The 17,965-nt window shown below is 43.8% G+C and carries 14 protein-coding genes; 12 read left to right on the top strand and 2 right to left on the bottom strand.

Features of this window, described 5'->3' with window-relative positions; all coding sequences use genetic code 11:
- The first annotated feature begins 56 nt into the window (after positions 1–56).
- Entirely contained in the window at positions 57–3,620 is a 3,564-nt protein-coding gene (locus V7O63_RS06925; RefSeq protein WP_340820773.1) for a PAS domain S-box protein, read from the top strand.
- A gap of 71 nt (positions 3,621–3,691) precedes the next feature.
- Here the strand turns inward: V7O63_RS06925 and V7O63_RS06920 are convergent, their stop codons facing one another.
- Complete coding sequence (locus V7O63_RS06920; protein ID WP_340820772.1) at positions 3,692–4,183, bottom strand: rubrerythrin family protein; 492 nt, start codon at positions 4,181–4,183, stop codon at positions 3,692–3,694.
- Positions 4,184–4,337: 154 nt separating this feature from the next.
- Entirely contained in the window at positions 4,338–4,964 is a 627-nt protein-coding gene (locus tag V7O63_RS06915) for a cytochrome c (RefSeq protein WP_340820771.1), read from the bottom strand.
- Positions 4,965–5,662: 698 nt separating this feature from the next.
- On the opposite strand from V7O63_RS06915, the gene V7O63_RS06910 reads away from it, so the two are divergent.
- From V7O63_RS06910 to mtaB, 11 genes are all read left to right on the top strand, one after another.
- On the top strand, positions 5,663–6,583 hold the full coding sequence (locus V7O63_RS06910; protein ID WP_340820770.1) for a hypothetical protein: 921 nt from the start codon (positions 5,663–5,665) through the stop codon (positions 6,581–6,583).
- A gap of 156 nt (positions 6,584–6,739) precedes the next feature.
- A complete protein-coding gene (locus tag V7O63_RS06905; protein ID WP_340820769.1) occupies positions 6,740–7,912 on the top strand; it encodes a pyridoxal phosphate-dependent aminotransferase in 1,173 nt (390 codons plus the stop codon).
- Between the two features lie 143 nt (positions 7,913–8,055).
- Positions 8,056–8,547, top strand: coding sequence for a metal-dependent transcriptional regulator (locus V7O63_RS06900; RefSeq protein ID WP_340820768.1), 492 nt, complete (start codon positions 8,056–8,058; stop codon positions 8,545–8,547).
- Positions 8,548–8,741: 194 nt separating this feature from the next.
- Positions 8,742–8,990, top strand: a complete 249-nt coding sequence (locus V7O63_RS06895) for a FeoA family protein (RefSeq protein ID WP_340820767.1) — start codon at positions 8,742–8,744, stop codon at positions 8,988–8,990.
- A gap of 81 nt (positions 8,991–9,071) precedes the next feature.
- Positions 9,072–11,069 carry a ferrous iron transport protein B gene (gene feoB, locus V7O63_RS06890; protein ID WP_340820766.1) on the top strand — a complete coding sequence of 666 codons (1,998 nt, stop codon included), beginning with the start codon at positions 9,072–9,074 and terminating at the stop codon, positions 11,067–11,069.
- A 10-nt stretch (positions 11,070–11,079) separates the two neighbouring features.
- The gene (locus tag V7O63_RS06885; protein ID WP_340820765.1) at positions 11,080–11,562 is read left to right on the top strand and encodes a hypothetical protein; all 483 of its coding nucleotides are present in this window, start codon (positions 11,080–11,082) and stop codon (positions 11,560–11,562) included.
- Positions 11,559–11,831 (top strand): hypothetical protein, encoded by a 273-nt coding sequence (locus V7O63_RS06880; RefSeq protein ID WP_340820764.1) that lies wholly within the window; start codon positions 11,559–11,561, stop codon positions 11,829–11,831. The genes V7O63_RS06885 and V7O63_RS06880 overlap by 4 nt, the downstream gene beginning before the upstream one ends.
- Before the next feature lie 271 nt (positions 11,832–12,102).
- Positions 12,103–13,725, top strand: coding sequence for a methylamine methyltransferase corrinoid protein reductive activase (locus V7O63_RS06875; protein ID WP_340820763.1), 1,623 nt, complete (start codon positions 12,103–12,105; stop codon positions 13,723–13,725).
- A gap of 32 nt (positions 13,726–13,757) precedes the next feature.
- Positions 13,758–14,879, top strand: coding sequence for a GTP-binding protein (locus V7O63_RS06870; RefSeq protein ID WP_340820762.1), 1,122 nt, complete (start codon positions 13,758–13,760; stop codon positions 14,877–14,879).
- A gap of 832 nt (positions 14,880–15,711) precedes the next feature.
- Positions 15,712–16,473 (top strand): methanol--corrinoid protein MtaC, encoded by a 762-nt coding sequence (gene mtaC / locus V7O63_RS06865; protein ID WP_340820761.1) that lies wholly within the window; start codon positions 15,712–15,714, stop codon positions 16,471–16,473.
- Between the two features lie 15 nt (positions 16,474–16,488).
- A complete protein-coding gene (gene mtaB / locus V7O63_RS06860; protein ID WP_340820760.1) occupies positions 16,489–17,874 on the top strand; it encodes a methanol--corrinoid protein co-methyltransferase MtaB in 1,386 nt (461 codons plus the stop codon).
- Positions 17,875–17,965 lie beyond the last annotated feature (91 nt).

Raw genomic sequence — 17,965 nt, 5'->3', positions numbered from 1 at the left:
TAGTCAGGTATTGATAAACAGTGCCAGGCTGAACAGCCCGCTCAGGCGTGACAGCCATGGACAAAGATAAGGATAAGCACTCTGCAAATGACTTGCATGAGGATAGAACAGGGTACAGGTCATTATTTGATAATAACCACACGATCATGCTTTTGCTGGATCCTGAAACTGCGAGTATAGTCGATGCCAACAGTGCCGCTTGTAACTTCTATGGATGGTCCCATAAGGAGATCACCAGTAAGAGGATATTCGAGATAAATACATTATCCGAAGAAGAGATGATGGCTGAGATGAAAAAGGCCAGTCAAGAGACACAGAACCACTTTTTTTTCAAACATCGCCTTTCAAGTGAGGAGATACGTGATATCGAAGTATACACCGTCCCGGTCCATATAGATGAAAAGGATCTGCTCTGCTCGATAATAACGGATATCACTGAACGCAACGAGATGCAGGAAGAACTTACCTGCAGCCAGATGAAATACCGTTTACTTTCAGACACAACATTCGAAGGTATCGTTATTCATGAGAATGGATTCGTTCAGGAGATAAACGAGGCCATCACCAGAATTACCGGATATGAATGTGATGATCTTATTGGAAAGAATGTCATCGAAATAGCCATACATCCGGATGACAGGGGTCTGGTAATAAGCAAAATGGTCCATGATAATGTAAAACCCTATGAGGTCCGTGCTGTGAAAAAGGATGGTACGGTACTGCCGGTAGAAATAGAAGTACATAGTATCATACATGCAGGAACAAAGGTTCGTGTAGCCGCCGTCCGTGATATTACAGAGCGAAAGGTCGCAGAGGAGATACTTGAGAATGAAAGAACTCTTCTGAAAGGACTTCTCGACTCCATACCGGATATGATATTCTTCAAGGATCTTCAGGGAAAATATCTTGGATGTAACTCTGAATTCTCAAAATTCGCGGGAAAGCAAAAAGACGAGATCATTGGCTTTACATCACACGATATATTCAGTAAAGAAAAAGCTGACATTTTCACAAAGAACGATAAGCTCATGATGAAAGAAGGGAAGATCAGGCATGACGAGGTATGGGCTAACTACCATGATGGTTTAAAGGTCCTTCTTGATATAATCAAAGCACCCCTTCGCGATTCGACAGGCGATATCATCGGACTGGTTGGTGTGGGACGTGACATAACTGAGAACTGGAATGCAGAACAGACGATCAAAGAACTTAACTGTCTGAACCAATCTACACTTGATTCCCTTGATGCCAGTGTATGTGTACTTGATGAGACCGGAATGATCATCAAAGCCAACCGCTCCTGGAAGGATTTTGCCACCGAGAATATAGACATGTTCAATACCTTCAGTGAAGGTACGAATTTGATCAGGTCACTAAAGAACATAAAGACCGACTTCAGGAACATTACCCTGAAATTCATCCTCGGGATAGAAGATGTAATGATGGGACGGAAAGAGCATTTTGAACTTGAGTTCGAATGTCCTTTCACAAAAAAGAAGCATTGGTTCTTAAGCAAAGTACATCCTTTTGAAGGAACTGAATCATTCCCCCGCAAAGTCGTGATCTCACGAATTGATGTGACAGACATCAAGATGGCAGAGAAGAAGATGAGGGAATATACAAATGAACTGAGGCTGAAGAACAAAGAACTTGATAAAGCCCTGATAGCAGCTGAAGAAGCAACCAGGGCAAAAAGTGAGTTCCTGGCGAACATGTCACATGAGATCCGCACACCTATGAACGGGGTCATAGGTATGACAAACCTGCTTTTTGATACAGAGTTGGACGAAGAGCAGCTACATTACGTAAATACAGTTCAAAAGAGCGGGGAAGCTCTGCTTGAACTTATCAACGATATACTGGATATCTCAAAGATAGAGGCCGGCAAATTCGAACTTGAAGAGATAGATATCGACCTGGATGATGTTCTTGAGGAGCTTGCCTCTTTACTGTCTGCTAAAGCTCACGACAAAGGACTTGAACTAATATGTGCAGCAGACCCCGACGTAACAACCAATATCATAGCAGACCCTGCCCGATTGAAGCAGATCCTGACGAACCTTGGTGGAAATGCCATCAAATTCACACATGAAGGAGAGGTTGCCATCAATGTAAGCATCATATCAGATACAAATACTCATGCAACATTGCTTTTCTCTATCAAAGATACAGGGATCGGCATACCTGACAACAAAATAGACATACTCTTCAATAAGTTCAGTCAGGTTGATGCCTCAACAACACGCCACTATGGTGGAACAGGACTCGGACTTGCTATTTCCAAAGAACTTGTAAAGATAATGGGAGGTAACATCGGAGTTAGAAGTGAGGAAGGAAAAGGTTCTGAGTTCTGGTTCCAGATAACATTTGAGAAGCATCCCAATACAGGAAATGAAAAGAAACATTATTCAAGAATAGAGGATGGACGTGTCCTCATAGTAGATGACAATGATACTAACCGCGAGGTACTCGTTAAACTGCTTACATCATGGGGTCTGGAAGTGGAGGAAGCGGAAGATGGACCCACAGCACTGATAGCACTTACCAGAGCACATGAGAATGAAAAACCATTCCATGCAGCTCTTCTTGACATGAACATGCCCGGAATGGATGGGGAATCACTTGCACGGGTCATAAAATCAGATAAGGACCTGAGTGGTATCTCGCTAATCATGCTAAGCTCCCTGGGAAACCATTCACACTCATGGCCAAAATACAGATCCAATTTTGAAGCCTATCTGACAAAGCCCATCAGACCCTCCGAACTTTGTGATAAACTGAACTCATTGTTCGCTACTGATGAAAATAGAAAGGAAACACAGACTGGAAGAGATGAAACAGTCACTCATGAATTCCAGGACAGCAATGTCAGGATCCTGCTTGTAGAGGACAATATCGTGAATCAACACGTTGCACAGAGTATGCTGCAAAAACTTGGACTCAATGCAGATATAGCAAACAATGGAATTGAAGCTGTAAAAGCTTTTGAGAAAGCAGAGTATGACCTTATTCTAATGGATGTGCAAATGCCCGAGATGGATGGACTGGAAGCAACAAAGCACATACGAAGATCACACACTTTATCCAGTGACCGGCATACGCCTATCATTGCAATGACCGCCCACGCAATGAAAGGAGACCGGGAGATGTGCCTTGAAGCTGGTATGGATGACTACATATCAAAACCTATCAAACTGAAGTCACTTGCGAACATACTGGACCAGTGGCTTAATCCACTGCATGAAGAGAGTTATAAGGGTGTCAAAGAACTGGAAAAAGCAAGATTGGACACACTGATATTTGATAGTGACATGCTTATGGAAAACGTGATGGATGATCTGGAAACTGCAAGAAGGATCATATCTATTTTTATGACGAATGCCCCGCGTCAACTTGAAAATCTGAAGAGTGCCATCAATAAGGAAGAAATAGAGAACATCAACAACTCTGCACATATAGTAAAAGGCGCTTCTGCAAGTGTTGGCGGAATAACGTTAAGTCATTTTGCTGCTGAAATAGAGACAGCAGCAAAGTCTGGGAAAATAGATGATCTGCAGGAAAAGATACCAGAGCTTGATAAGCAATATGAATTGCTTGTTGAGAATTTGAAAAAACTGTAATGACCGATATTAAAAAAATGAAGCCCGTGTTCCTTCAGGCTTTACAGATATGATCGTTTATTTTTCAGAATTTAATCGATCCTTTCGAATTTGGATGCAGGTGCACCACAGACAGGACATTTGTCCTCAGGTTTACCTTCATGGGTATGGCCACAGACAGGACATACGTAATAATCGACATCTTCGTTGTCCCCGAGTTCATTCAGTGCCTTTTCAAAGAGGGTGGCATGAACTTTTTCGACCTCATTTGCAACCTCAAAGCTCCAGAGTGCCTTGTTGTCACCTTCTGCTTTTGCCTCTTCGATGAATTTAGGATACATCTGCTCGAATTCGTAGGTCTCACCATTGACTGCTTCTTTCAGGTTCTCCATAGTAGTCCCAACACCGCCCATGCGCTGAAGATGATTATGTGCATGGATGGTTTCAGCTGCTGCAGCAGCCCTGAAGAGTTTAGCTACCTGTGTATATCCTTCAGCATCTGCCTTCTTTGCAAATGCGAGATATGTCCTGTTCGCCATTGATTCGCCGGTAAATGCTGCTTTAAGGTTATCTTTTGAAGTCATGTATATCTCCTAGAAGTGTTTCTTCATGCACATTTACGAGCTCATGGATATATCACGTTAACGCCCAGATTTGAAAGGAATGTACATGATATCAGGACAATACTGCTCTTTATCGAGAAAATAAGAAAAGAAAAAAGAAAAAAGCTGGCTACCTTCATAGTTCTTTCAGGTATGCCAGAATATCATTCAGGTCCTCATCAGACATCTGCCAGCGAGGCATCGCCAGATCGAGTTCCTCACCTGATGGCTCAACACCATCCCTTATTGCGATCATTATATCCTCTTCCGTGAACACCTCATGTTCCTCACCATCTTCCATCTCATGCTCTTCAGATGTAAGGGAATCATAAGTGATGTCCGGCGGTATGACATAGGACATCATTATCGGGACGCCACCCTTTCCGTCAACGCCATGACAGTTGACACAGCTTCCACCATGAACATAGAGCCAGTTAGGCCCATATGTGAAGCTGATCCTTGATCCGCTTTCATTGTAACCGGTATAGTAGATGGCCTCCCCATTGGAATCGAAATCTGTTTTCAGGTCAACCCCGTAAGGATATACATAGTCCCCTCTCATCATACCATCGTCAGTATAATATCCTGAACCCATCATGCCACCCTGTCCATAATAACCGGCACCCATCATGCCCCCGGATTCATATCCCGGCATGTATGTGTAGCTTGTACGCTGGTCATTCACCATGCTTATAACCAATACAAGAAGGAGCACGATCACCAATCCTAATAATGCAAAGAAATAGCGTTCAACTTTCTCCATTTAAGACCCCATAAGAAGTTGGTCACAGGAAGTATATGATCCTTTGGTAAAAGAGACAATAGAAAAGGTCATTTGTGGGGGTGTATTGTTGCTAAGCCCAAGTGTCTCACATCCTATGTGTTCAAGCAGGATGGGCAGGACGGCCTTCGAAGCAACGGCCTTAAAGAGCCGTCCTGCCTCGGTGAGACCACCCCCACTACTGATTCAAGTCTTGGATTGAGCTAAATAGATATAAACTTTTTGATATTTATTTCATATCCATAATATAATAAGTTAACAACAAACCAGCAGCAAAAGCATACACCGTATTATAGATAACAAATAACTAAAATTCATTATATACTTTTAGTACATATAGAGTAATGGAGTTGGAGAATGAACAACAAAGCCATAATAAGCACGAAAAAAGTAGGTATTATCATATTCCTCTATATGATGATGGTCCTTGCAATCGTTTCAATGGCAGGACTTGTCAGCATATAATAGCAGGGATACAGCACATAGTATTCTAAGCCCCGCTACCCCCATATGTATCTGATATTCACTCCTAGCTTTGCTCAGGACATAATTTTCTACTTCATTTGATATTTTAACAAAATATGAGTACATATAAATAGTATCAAGAAAGATTTTTAAAGCGGAAAACGGGGTTATGCCAGTTCTGCTGGCATAAAAGAAAATATCAAAGGGGGAAAATTATGGCAACATCGCCAATCATGGATAGCGTATACGCTATGCTAGACAAAACAATAGCTTTTCTTCCGACACTGATAGCTGTAATATTACTGCTGATAGTCGGAAATATAGCCGGTAAAGCATTAGGAAAGATAGGTTCAAAGATACTTGACAAGATAGGTCTTGATGATCTGATAGACAAAACCTCTATCGGAAAGATGATAGAGAGGACAAACATCACAACCGTGGAATTCTTCGATGCCACTATCAGGTGGTTCGTCTACTTCATCTTTGCAGTTATAATCATAGACCTGCTCAACATACAGATAGTAGCAGATTTCATTACGCAGATAATACTTTACATACCTCTGATACTCTCTGCCGTAGTAGTGCTTATTATAGGTCTTCTTGTGGTTGATTTCCTTGCAAGTCTCATCAAGAACGTACTGATAGCAACAGGTATTGATGAGCACATATCCAGGACAAGTCTTGGCAGTGCAATGGCAGCAAGTGGAACAACAGGTTCAGGACTTGTAGCTCTGATAGTACAGGTATTCGGTTATCTGCTGTTCATCATGGCAGCATTGAACATACTTAATCTCAACATGATAGCCGGAGTAATACAATCTATACTGAACTACCTGCCAAACCTGTTTGCAGGAATACTCATCCTGCTTATAGGATTACTGTCGATCGACATGTTCGGTGACTATATTGAAAGCATGCTCAAGAATATGAATGTCGAAGGTACGAATATATGGATCCCTGCTCTGAGAGGGTTCCTGGCATTCGTAGTGATCCTTCTGGCACTTGATGCACTGCTTATTGATACCAGCATATTCTATATCCTTATTGGACCGCTTGCATGGGGTATTGCAGTTGTTGTGGCTTTCAAATGGGGTATCAAGGAAGCGCTTGTGGAATATGCCAGGGCAAAAAGATAGGATCCCAGAGCAAGTATACAGAGACATAGAACATAATCCATAGATATACAAGCTGGCATAATCTGCCAGTTTCTTTTTTTATCGTAGTTCCTGAACAAAGATCTTTTATCGTTCCAGATCGATCCAGAACTATAATTTTTGCTGACGATGAGTAATATGTTATCTGAAAAAGTTGAAAACATCCCGCCTTTTTACGTAATGGAAGTACTTGAAAGAGCACAACAGCTTGAAGAGCAGGGGAGAAGTATCATCCATCTGGAGATAGGAGAACCTGATCAGCCCACTGCTCCGCATATATGTGATGCAGCAAAGGAAGCAATGTGTGCAGGTAATACCAGATACACACACAGCCAGGGTCTTATAGAACTCAGGCAGGCAATTGCCAGAAGTTATCACGACAGGTTCGATGTGGATATCAGCCCTGACCAGATAATAGTCACATCCGGCACAAGTCCTGCCATGCTTTTGCTTTTCCTTGCAATGATCGACCCAAGGGATGAGATAATCATGTCGAACCCTCACTATGCATGTTATCCCAACTTTGTCAATACTGTGGGAGGCGTACCGGACTTCATCTATACCAATGAGGACAATGGTTTCATGCTGCAGCCGGAAGAGGTTGCCGCACACATCAACCCAAGAACAAAGGCAATACTCATCAATTCCCCATCAAATCCTACCGGACAGGTATTACCTGACGCAACATTAAGAGGACTTGCAGAGATTGCCGGAGATATTCCCATCATATCCGATGAGATATATCAGGGACTGGTCTACGAGGGCGAAGAACATACTATCCTGGAGTATACGGACAATGCCTTCGTGCTTAACGGTTTCTCGAAGCTCTATGCCATGACCGGGTGGAGACTCGGCTACCTGATAGCACCAGAAAGATACATAAGGACATTGCAAAAGATACAGCAGAACCTGTTCATCTCCACGAATGCCTTTGTCCAGTACGCAGGTATCGCTGCCCTTGAAGGTCCGCAGGAACTTACAGAAGAGATGGTCGATACATATAATAAGAGGCGTCTGTACCTGATCGGAAGACTGAAAGATATTGGTTTCGAGATCAAGGTGGAACCAAAGGGAGCTTATTATGTTCTTGCCGATGCCCGCAAATTCGGCGAGGATTCCCTGAAGATGAGCAGGCAGATACTGGAGGATATCGGAGTTGCCATCACCCCTGGCATCGATTTCGGCCAGGGTGCAGAAGGGCACCTTAGATTTTCATACGCCAACAGTCTTGAGAATATAATGGAAGGAATGGACAGGCTGGAACGATATCTTAAAGAGGGAAAACTCAAAGAGAGCACTCAGAACCAGTAAATCTACTTTTTGTTATAGAACCTATATTTTGTAGTCAAAATAGGCAAAGTTAAAATAGTACCTGTAGTATACAAAATAATGGTTGGTTCAGAATATATAAATGAAAGCGGATCAATCATATCCAAAAAAAGGTAGTTTCTTACATGACAACTGAGAGAACTGAAGATTATCTTAAGGTCATCGAGAAGATAATCGAAAGAAAAGGTTATGCACAGGTTAAAGACGTATCCAGAGAACTTGATATCAGTTCACCCAGCGTCACAGGGATGTTCAAGAAACTTACCAAAATGGGATTCATAAACTATGAGAAATACGGTGGCGTGACCCTTACACCCGAAGGCGAGAAGATCGCAAAGTGTACTATGGAAAAACACGGCATCATCAGGGATTTCTTACTTATTCTGGGTCTTGACGAGAATATTGCAGACCATGATGCATGCAAGATAGAGCATGTGCTAACACCTGATACCTTTGAAGTGCTCACAAAGTTCGTAGAGTTCATGAACATCAGGGAAGAATGGCCATACTGGCTTGACCACTTCAACCATTATTGTGAAACCGGAGAGGTCATTAACTGCATCCCTACGGCGAAGGATGACTGTCCTGTGCATGGAAAAAAGAAGGCACAGGCATAAAATACACCTGATTATCCTGAAGCAGAACAGAATGTTTTCGCTTCATGGGATACACCTGCTACTTATGTCAATTACCAGCACCTGTAACTGGAAGTATGGTCTATACCACATCTTTGCATGGTTAAATAAATTAGGCTGGGAGAAATCGCTATATACAAAAAACGGATTAGTGCTATCATAGAAAAGGACAGGTAATGAACTTGCAGGATATTGAAGAGACAACACTTGATACATTAGAACCTGGAGAGAAGGCCAGGATAACAAAAGTGAGGGTAAAGGGTACTGCAAGGAGGAAACTAATGGATATGGGAATGGTTGCCGGTACTGAGATCGAACTTGTCAGGAATGCACCACTCGGAGACCCAATGGATTACAACATAAAGGGCTACCACCTGTCCATCAGGAAAGAAGAAGCAAGTCAGATATTCATCAACAAACTCTAAGTCGACATTCACGATATTTGCATATCGCCGGACATTACGGCACATACATAATTACTATAACTATTCTCAGAGGAGCATCCCATGGAAAAAAGGGAGATAAAGATAGCACTCATAGGTAATCCGAACGTTGGGAAAACCACTCTTTTCAATGCTCTTACTGGTTCCAGGCAGCATGTTGGTAACTGGCCAGGTGTCACTGTGGAGAAGAAAAGTGGCCGGGTAACATATAAAGAGTACGATATCGAGGTAATAGACCTGCCCGGTACATACAGTCTCACCGCATACTCCATGGACGAGATCGTTGCCAGGGATTACATAATAGAGGAAAAACCGGATGTTGTAATTCAGGTAGTGGATGCATCAAATCTTGAAAGGAACCTCTACCTGACTACCCAGCTCATGGAACTGGGGTCACGGATACTCATTGTTCTCAACATGTATGACATTGCCGAGGAAAGAGGCGACCGGATATATATCGAAAAGATGCAGGAACTCCTCGCAACCCCGGTGATAAAGACCGTTGCTACGCAGGAGAAGGGAATACACGACCTTCTTGACAGGGTGATCGAACAAAAGGAGATCGATCAGCAGCACGGACACGAGATAGGATACGGCAATGAGATAGAGGACAGGGTTCTTGAGATCGAGAAGGTGCTCAGCGAGGACGAGAATCGTGATAAGCGTTACCCCTTGAGATGGCTTGCCATACGTCTGCTCGAAGGTGACAGCAACGTCAGGGAGAAGATCGCTGACAGCCCGGTATATGACAGAGTAATGAAGATCATCGATTCCATCGACCAGGAAGAATATGAGGCGGAAATCGCAGACAAGCGCTATCTTGCCATCAACACAATATTCCCGCAGATGTGTACCCGTGCCAATGACACACTTACAAAATCGGATATGATCGACAGGGTACTAACTAATAAGTATCTGGGTATCCCGATCTTCCTTGCACTCATGTGGGGTGCATTCGAACTTACATTCGCCTTTGCGACACCATTCATGGATATGATAGACATTGCAGCCACGTGGTTTGCAGGTTATGTATCCTCCAGCCTCCATCCCGACTGGCTGGCTTCACTTGTGGGAGACGGAATAATCGGTGGTGTCGGGGCAGTACTTGTATTCGTGCCGAATATATTCATCCTGTTCTTCCTGCTTTCACTGCTGGAAGGAAGTGGCTACCTTGCCAGAGCTGCGTTCATCATGGACAAGCTCATGTATAAGATAGGCATGCATGGCAAGTCATTCATTCCCATGCTCATGGGATTCGGATGTAATGTGCCTGCTATCATGGCTGCAAGAAGCATAGAGGATGACAGGGACAGACTCATCACCATACTTGTAGTTCCTTTCGTATCCTGCGGAGCCAGACTACCTATATACGTACTGTTCGCAGGCACGTTCTTCGGAAGACAGGCAGGGACTGTCATATTCGCAATGTACATACTGGGGATAGTCATAGCGATCATTTCCGCGAAGTTACTCAGAAGCACGGTGGTCAGAGGTAAACCGGCACCTTTCATAATGGAACTTCCACCATACCGCGTTCCCACGCTCAAGTCCAGTATCATCCATATGTGGGACAATGGATTCATGTACATAAAAAAAGCAGGTTCCATCATCCTTGTAGGTGTTGTCATCATATGGATAATGGCATCATTCCCATGGGGTGTTGAATACGGAAGCGAGGCAAGTTATGTCGGCAGTCTCGGGCATGCGGTGGAACCACTGCTTAAACCACTTGGCTTTGACTGGAAGATATCTGTTGCACTCATATTCGGACTGGTTGCCAAAGAGATCGTTGTGGCATCCATGGGTGTCCTCTACGGTTCGGGTGACAATTCAGAAGCACTCAGCGAAAGACTTCTGGCAGACCCTGGCATCACTGCACTTAGTTCACTCAGCCTCATGGCATTCAGTTTACTGTACATGCCCTGTGTGGCAACCATAGGTGTTGTCAAAAAGGAGACAGGGTCATGGAAATGGACCACGTTCGCAATATTCTACGGGGTTGCAGTCGCATGGATCACAGCATTTATCATCTATCAGGGAGGCAGGTTACTTGGTTATTAAAGGAGATATAGTGGACGAAAAACCTGACACAAGGATCCCAATGGTCTTTTCCATTGTCACTGGTACCCTCTATGTCCTTTTAGGACTCCTTCAGTTATCAGCAGGTACGGCTAAGATCATCCTTGGACCTGACACACAAATACCACTTACAGGCATATTGTTCGTGCCTGCGGACATCATCGGAGCATTCGTACTGCTGCTCATAGGAACAGTGTTCATATATGGTGTGATGGAAATGCGGTCAGGAATATACGAAGGTGTATCCTATGCATATGTGGGCATCCTGATAGCACTGATATTTGCAGCGATATATATGCTGGTAAGTACGGGTAACATGCTTGAGGCATATCTGCTAAAGAATGAGGAGTTCGTTGACTGGACACCACTCAGTGACCTTAGACCCGGAATATACCTTGCACTTCTCCCGTTGTTCGCATTCAGTAAATGGAAAGATATGTTCGACCCGATACCCGAGAAGGGGATGTTGAAATGATAAAACAGACATTGAACCTGCTTTTCATTGAGAATTGTACGCTTCAGGAAGCGGCAGCAAAACTTGGGACCGACCAGAGAAGCATCAGGGACAGGCTCCTTATGCTGGAACATATGGGATACATAAGAGAAGTATGCAATAATTCAAAACCAAAGTCATCTGCATGTTGTTCATGCAGTGCGGCATCTTCCTGCTCCGATGAAGGGGGAGACATAAAGGGAAAAGCATACCAATTGACAGAAAAGGGTGAGAGGATATGCCGCAATTGAACTTTTTTCAGGCATAAGACCACGTTATCCAAAAAATGTCATGCATATGCCCGGGATACATATAATATAGTACATCATTTTTTTGAAACTTCAATTGATCCATAAACAAAAGAGATCTGACAGCGGTACTGTCATATTCCAGAGGTTTTGAGATGTACTTCAATCAGTTTAAATAATGACACTCAGAGAGACAAAATTACCGCAACATATATTTTGAAGTTGGAACACAGATACTACGTTATTTAATTTGAAAGGATTAAAAGGGATTCAAATGAAACTTGGAGTTGCAATAGATATTGGTACCAGTGGTATAAGAGCACAGAAGATCGACCTTGATTCCGGCGATATCCAGAAGACAGTCATCACTCTCCGTAACCCGCTCCCGGGAGCAAATGTTATGGATCACCTGGACTTCGCTATCACCTATGGACTTGATCTTGCTCAGGGCCTGCACGTTAACGCGGTAAAGCACGTTATAGAGACATTGGGTGTCAAGCCCGAAGAACTGGAAAGGATGTCAATTTGTGGAAACCCTATACAGCTTTCAATATTCCAGGGAATCCCTATTGATGACCTCGCATATGCAGGCGAGAGAAAGAAAGAAAGGCTGAACATCAAGGAATCTGACAGAAGCGCAAGGATCATTGATTGTTCAGAGATCAAAGGACTTGAAGTATATCCAAACGCACAGCTTGTAGTCCCACCAGCGATCAGACACGAAGTTGGTGCCGATGCACTTGCTCTTATCATTAAGTCAGGATTCCTGGACACAAAAGAAACAGCTATAGCAACTGACTACGGAACCAACGCTGAGATGGCACTCATCCACGAGGGCACCATCTACACAGGTTCCGCAGCAGCAGGTCCTGCACTTGAAGGTCAGCAGATCAAATACGGTAACCTAGCATCACCATTCGTCATCTCAGATGTCGAGTTCGAGGGCAAGAACATACGCAACTATGTCCTTGACGCAGATATGGACACCGTCAAAGCACAGTTGATCAACCCGAACAATGGAGACATAATCGAAGAGGATTCGATCAAGGCAAAAGGAATTACCGGAACAGGTGTAATTGCCATCATCGAGGCAGGAATGAAGGACGGGATCATCACGCTCCCAAAGATTAACACACCTGACCACATCCTGTATTTGCAGGACAAGATCAAGTTCTTCGAGAAGGACGTTGAAGCAGCAGGTCTTGCAATTGGTGCTATCCGCGCAGGTCACCTTGCACTCTGTAATGCAGCCGGTATTGAGGTTGCCGATGTAAAGAAGGCATACATGTCCGGTGCTGCAGGTACTTACATGGATGCTGTCAAGGCGCACCAGGTAGGTATGGTCCCATACAATGTAGATGAAGTAATACAGATCGGTAACACCTCACTTATTGTCGCAAGGGAGATCCTTCTTTCAGAGGACAGGCTCTGGGAACTCCAGGATATTGCAGGAAAGATCGTCAGCAACCACGTGATGTTTGCAACTGACCCTGCCTTCAAGGAAGCCTACATCCAGGAGATATCATACTGGGGAGAAGGCATGCCTTTCAAGATGCTCAAGAAATTCCTTAAGAAGAAAGGACTTCCACAGATCGACCTTCCGGAAGGCGTTGTCAGTGTAAACAAGGTTGTTGAGAAAGATATTCCTGTACTTGGTCCTGAAGGACTTGAAGTCATTGAGCAGGTTGGAACATACCTTACCATGAAGGTTGATTGCCCTGAGTGTGAGAAGTGTATCAAGGTCTGTCCTAACGATGCTATAACAATGGACTCTGAGGGTATTGTAATGATAAGCTCTGACCTCTGTGACGGTGCAAATTGTAAGAGATGCATCAATGCATGTCCGAATGATAAGTTCAAGTGGGAAAACCTGGTAGTATTGGAAGAGGCAGCATAAGCCTCTTTTAAACTTTTTAGAAGGAATAAAAAATGAAAATACTAGTAGTTGGTGGGTTCTTAGGTAGCGGAAAAACATCCACCATCATAAGATTGGGCAAGGAATTCAGCGAGACGGGACAAAGGATCGCTGTCATTGTCAATGAAATTGGTGAAGTAGGTATTGACGGTGATGTGATCTCAAAATACGGACTGGATATGAAGGAGCTGACAAGCGGATGCATCTGTTGCTCCCTTAAGGTCAACATGAAGGCCACATTGAAGATCCTCAAGGAAGAATATGACCCGGATATCGTACTTATAGAACCTACCGGGATCGCATTCCCCCAGCTCATCAAGAACGAGATCGACCTGATGGAGCTCAGGGATACCACAATCCAACCTCTTGTTACACTTATAGATGGTAGCCGGTTCAAGCAGTTAATGAAAGAAGCAAAGAATTTTGCTATGCGCCAGATAATCGATGCGGAGATATTGGGTATCAATAAGATAGACCTGATCGATGAGATACGCATTCCGATCATTGAGGCTTCAGTACAGCAACTGAACCCAAAGGCAAAGGTCATACTGCTTTCTGCATCTAAGGAAGATGAGCACTGGTTCGACTTCGTGAAGCTTGCAATGGGAGATTTCCCTGAATATCAGGAAAAGCATGAGCTCAAAACTACCAGCCCTGATACACAGGTTCTCGATGAGATAACAGGTGAACCTGTGGAAGAAACACTTGATTCCATTGAGGCATCAGGAATATCCAGTTATGCCACAGAGTTCCAGTTAGATAGCAAGATCCCGGCAGATGTCGCACAGACCACTGCAAAGGACATTATGGAAGAGCTCAAGGCAAAGGTAATGGAACTGAGCCCGGAGTTCGTGGGGCACATTAAACTGTTCATAGAGTCAGATACTAACACGATCAAGACGAACCTTACGGCATTTGACCAGGACATTACCATGGAGATCATCAATACAGTTCCAGCGGATGCGCCCCGACTCAAAGTACTCACCGCAGTTTCAAGTATTGACCAGGGTAAGCTGATAGATATCGTGAATAACACCATATCTGAAAAGCTCTCAGGCCGTAACATCAGTTTCAAGCACAGTAAACCACATGGCCACGGTCACCCCAAACCGATAGACCTAATCAACAACAATTGATTATATCGCAGACCTCACCTGAAAAGGTCTGCTGATACTTTTTTTCATAACCTTGACATAATTAACCCTTGAGAGGGTAGTAGAGTTGTCCGGAAAAGTAAGGACAAATTCTCAAAGAATGTGGCAATATTGACCGGCACATTAACTGTTATATAAGTATAACGTATGATCATTAAGATTTCATACTTTCGTATAAATATTAGCATGTTGTATCGTAGACTTCGGCATATGACGTTACTTAAATTGAACGGTTAACAATTAACGGCTAAAGTGACATATTGCATTTCAATACACAAACATTAAAATAAAAAAAATAGATAATCAAAAAAAAATAAGATTACACAATTAAATAAAAACAAAAATATTGAATAAGAGATAACAAGCAAACTTTAGTTAATCTGAGGGAAATCGCAGATTTCACCGGTAGTATTTAAAATTAACTGATACATTCTAAACAAATAACCCCATTTAAGTAAATAAAATCTAACAGTTGATGGCATACTCTGTAAATATAATCAGGAGATACACCCATAGAGCACCCACAAAAAAGAAAACAGCCGGAACTGTCAAAAAATAAATAGCCAAGTAGTATTTTTACTTTATTATAAAATGGAGAAACCGCTAGGTTTATATACCAACTCAGAATAGGTGTTTATGTGGAAAGATGAAGTTAGCAGATGACTAAAGATCGTTAGCAAATGGTTGTGGAGACTTTTGCCCGGTTGATTAAAGTCATAAGCCAATAGATTCCATCTGCTGCTTTGAATTACTTCGCTTGAAGTAATGAATAAAGTTGCAGGAAGTCAATCTAGATCTAAGGAGGTAGAATTAGATGGATGTAGACCCAAGTAAAATATTAGTTAGGTACAACGTTGCTAAAGAAAAAGCACAGACACCTGAAGAGATGGCAGCTGAACTCTATCCAGCAGAAGAGCCAGCAAAGTCAATTTGCGCAGCAATCTTTGATGGAGAAGAAGACGACGTGATCGAGGGCCTCGAGAAGGCAATCGAGGGCGGAGCAGACCCAATCGCACTCATCGACGATGTGCTTATGGTCGGAATGAAGATCACCACAGACTTATATGACCAGGGTGTTATCTTCCTGCCAAACGTTATGATGTCAGCAGATGCAATGCTCGAAGGTATCGAGTTCTGTAAGGAACAGGGCGGTGCAGCACCAGAGCCAAAGGGCAAGATCGTATGCCACGTAGCAGAAGGTGACGTACACGACATCGGTAAGACAATTGTAGCAGCACTCCTCAGAGCAGCTGGTTACGAAGTAGTCGACCTTGGCCGTGATGTACCAGTAGATGAAGTTATCGCAGCTGTAAAGAAGGAAAACCCAATGATGCTTACCGGAACAGCACTGATGACAACAACAATGTATGCATTCAAGGAAGTCAATGACAGACTCCTCGAGTCCGGAATCAAACTTCCATTCCAGTGTGGTGGCGGAGCAGTAAACCAGGACTTCGTTGTCCAGTACGAGCTCGGTGTATATGGTGAAGAAGCAGCAGACGCACCAAAGATGGCAGACGCAATCCTCTCAGGAAAGGGTCTTGCACAGCTTAAGGAGCAGTTCCACAAACACTAAACAGAGGTGACAGAAATGGTTAAAAGATACACATCACTTGCATACAAAGCTGCTGACGACATGATCTTCGGTAAGTCAGTATACCCAGTAAAGGCAGAACTTGGATTAGAAGTAGGTGCAGGATACGTAACTGCAGAAGTTAACTACGCACCAAGACCAGAAGCTGGTGTCTCCAAGGAGAAACTCGTTTCAGAATACCGCAGACTCACAACCGATATCATGGCAAGAGCAGTCCAGATCGGTTTCCCAGGAGTAGCACTTGAGACAGAGCACGTCGAGCAGATGACCAACAACCCAGACCGGGGAGGAGAGGTCGCTCACGTCCAGAAGACCATCATGGAAGAATACCATGAAGAATACGGAATCAAGTCCGCTCTCAGGCACACCCCTGGTGACATCCGTGAGAACCGTGACCTTCTTGCACTTATCGGTGACAAGTACGACAAGCTCATGGAATCCTTTGAGCAGGTCGCAGACAACGGTGCTGACTTCCTGTCCATCGAAACAATGGGCGGTAAGGAAATCCTTGACTACTCTATCCTCAGAAACGATATCCCAGGTCTCGTATACGCAATTGGCTGCCTCGGTTCAATTGACATGACCATGATATGGTCAGACATCAGAAAGATCGCTGACAAGAAGGGAAGAATTGCAGCTGGTGACACAGACTGTGCACAGGCAAACACTGCAATGTTTATTGCAGGTGGTCTCCTCGACAAGAACCTCGCACACACCATTGCAATCATCGCAAGAGCAATCTCCGCACCAAGGACACTCGCAGGATATGAAGCAGGTGCTCAGGGTCCAGGAAAGGACTGTGGATACGAGAACACAATCGTAAAAGCAATCACCGGATGCCCAATCACCCAGGAAGGAAAGACCTCAACATGTGCACACGCAGATGTAATGGGTAACCTTGTCATGCAGTGCTGTGACCTCTGGTCAAACGAGTCTGTAGAATACCACGCAGAATTCGGTGGTACCTCTGTACAGTGCTGGTCCGAGTCCCTTAACTACGATGCAGCAATGCTTAACGTAGCAACCGAGACAGGAAACGCAAAGATGCTTCGTGACATCCTCGTACTCTCTGACAAGTACAGAGACCCACAGGGATATGTCCTTGCATACGACAACGCATACAAGGTTGCAGAGTCAATCGCAAAGGACGGAGACGACCTTTACCTCCGTGCAAAGAACGCAGCAATCTCCTGTGTAGACATCCTCAATGCAGCAGACAGCAGCAAGCTTGTCATGTCCAAGTTCGAGATCAATGCTCTCAACAATGCAAAGGATGCACTCAGCGCAATGACCGACGAAGCCGACACCTTCATGAGCGACAGTCTCGAGAAGTACAAGGCAGAAGTCGCTGTGTTCAGACCAGACGACAACTACAAGTTCTAAATGTAGATGCGAAACAAGTTCTTTCAGAACTTGTTCCTTTTTTCTTTTTTTCAGAAATTAGTTCAAAATACCATACTGGATAGTATGCTCT

The organism is Methanolobus sp. WCC4, assembly GCF_038022665.1.
In the GTDB taxonomy this organism is placed as follows: domain Archaea; phylum Halobacteriota; class Methanosarcinia; order Methanosarcinales; family Methanosarcinaceae; genus Methanolobus.
The sequence above is the reverse complement of the archived record's forward strand: the minus strand, read 5'-3'. Positions and strand labels throughout refer to the sequence as shown.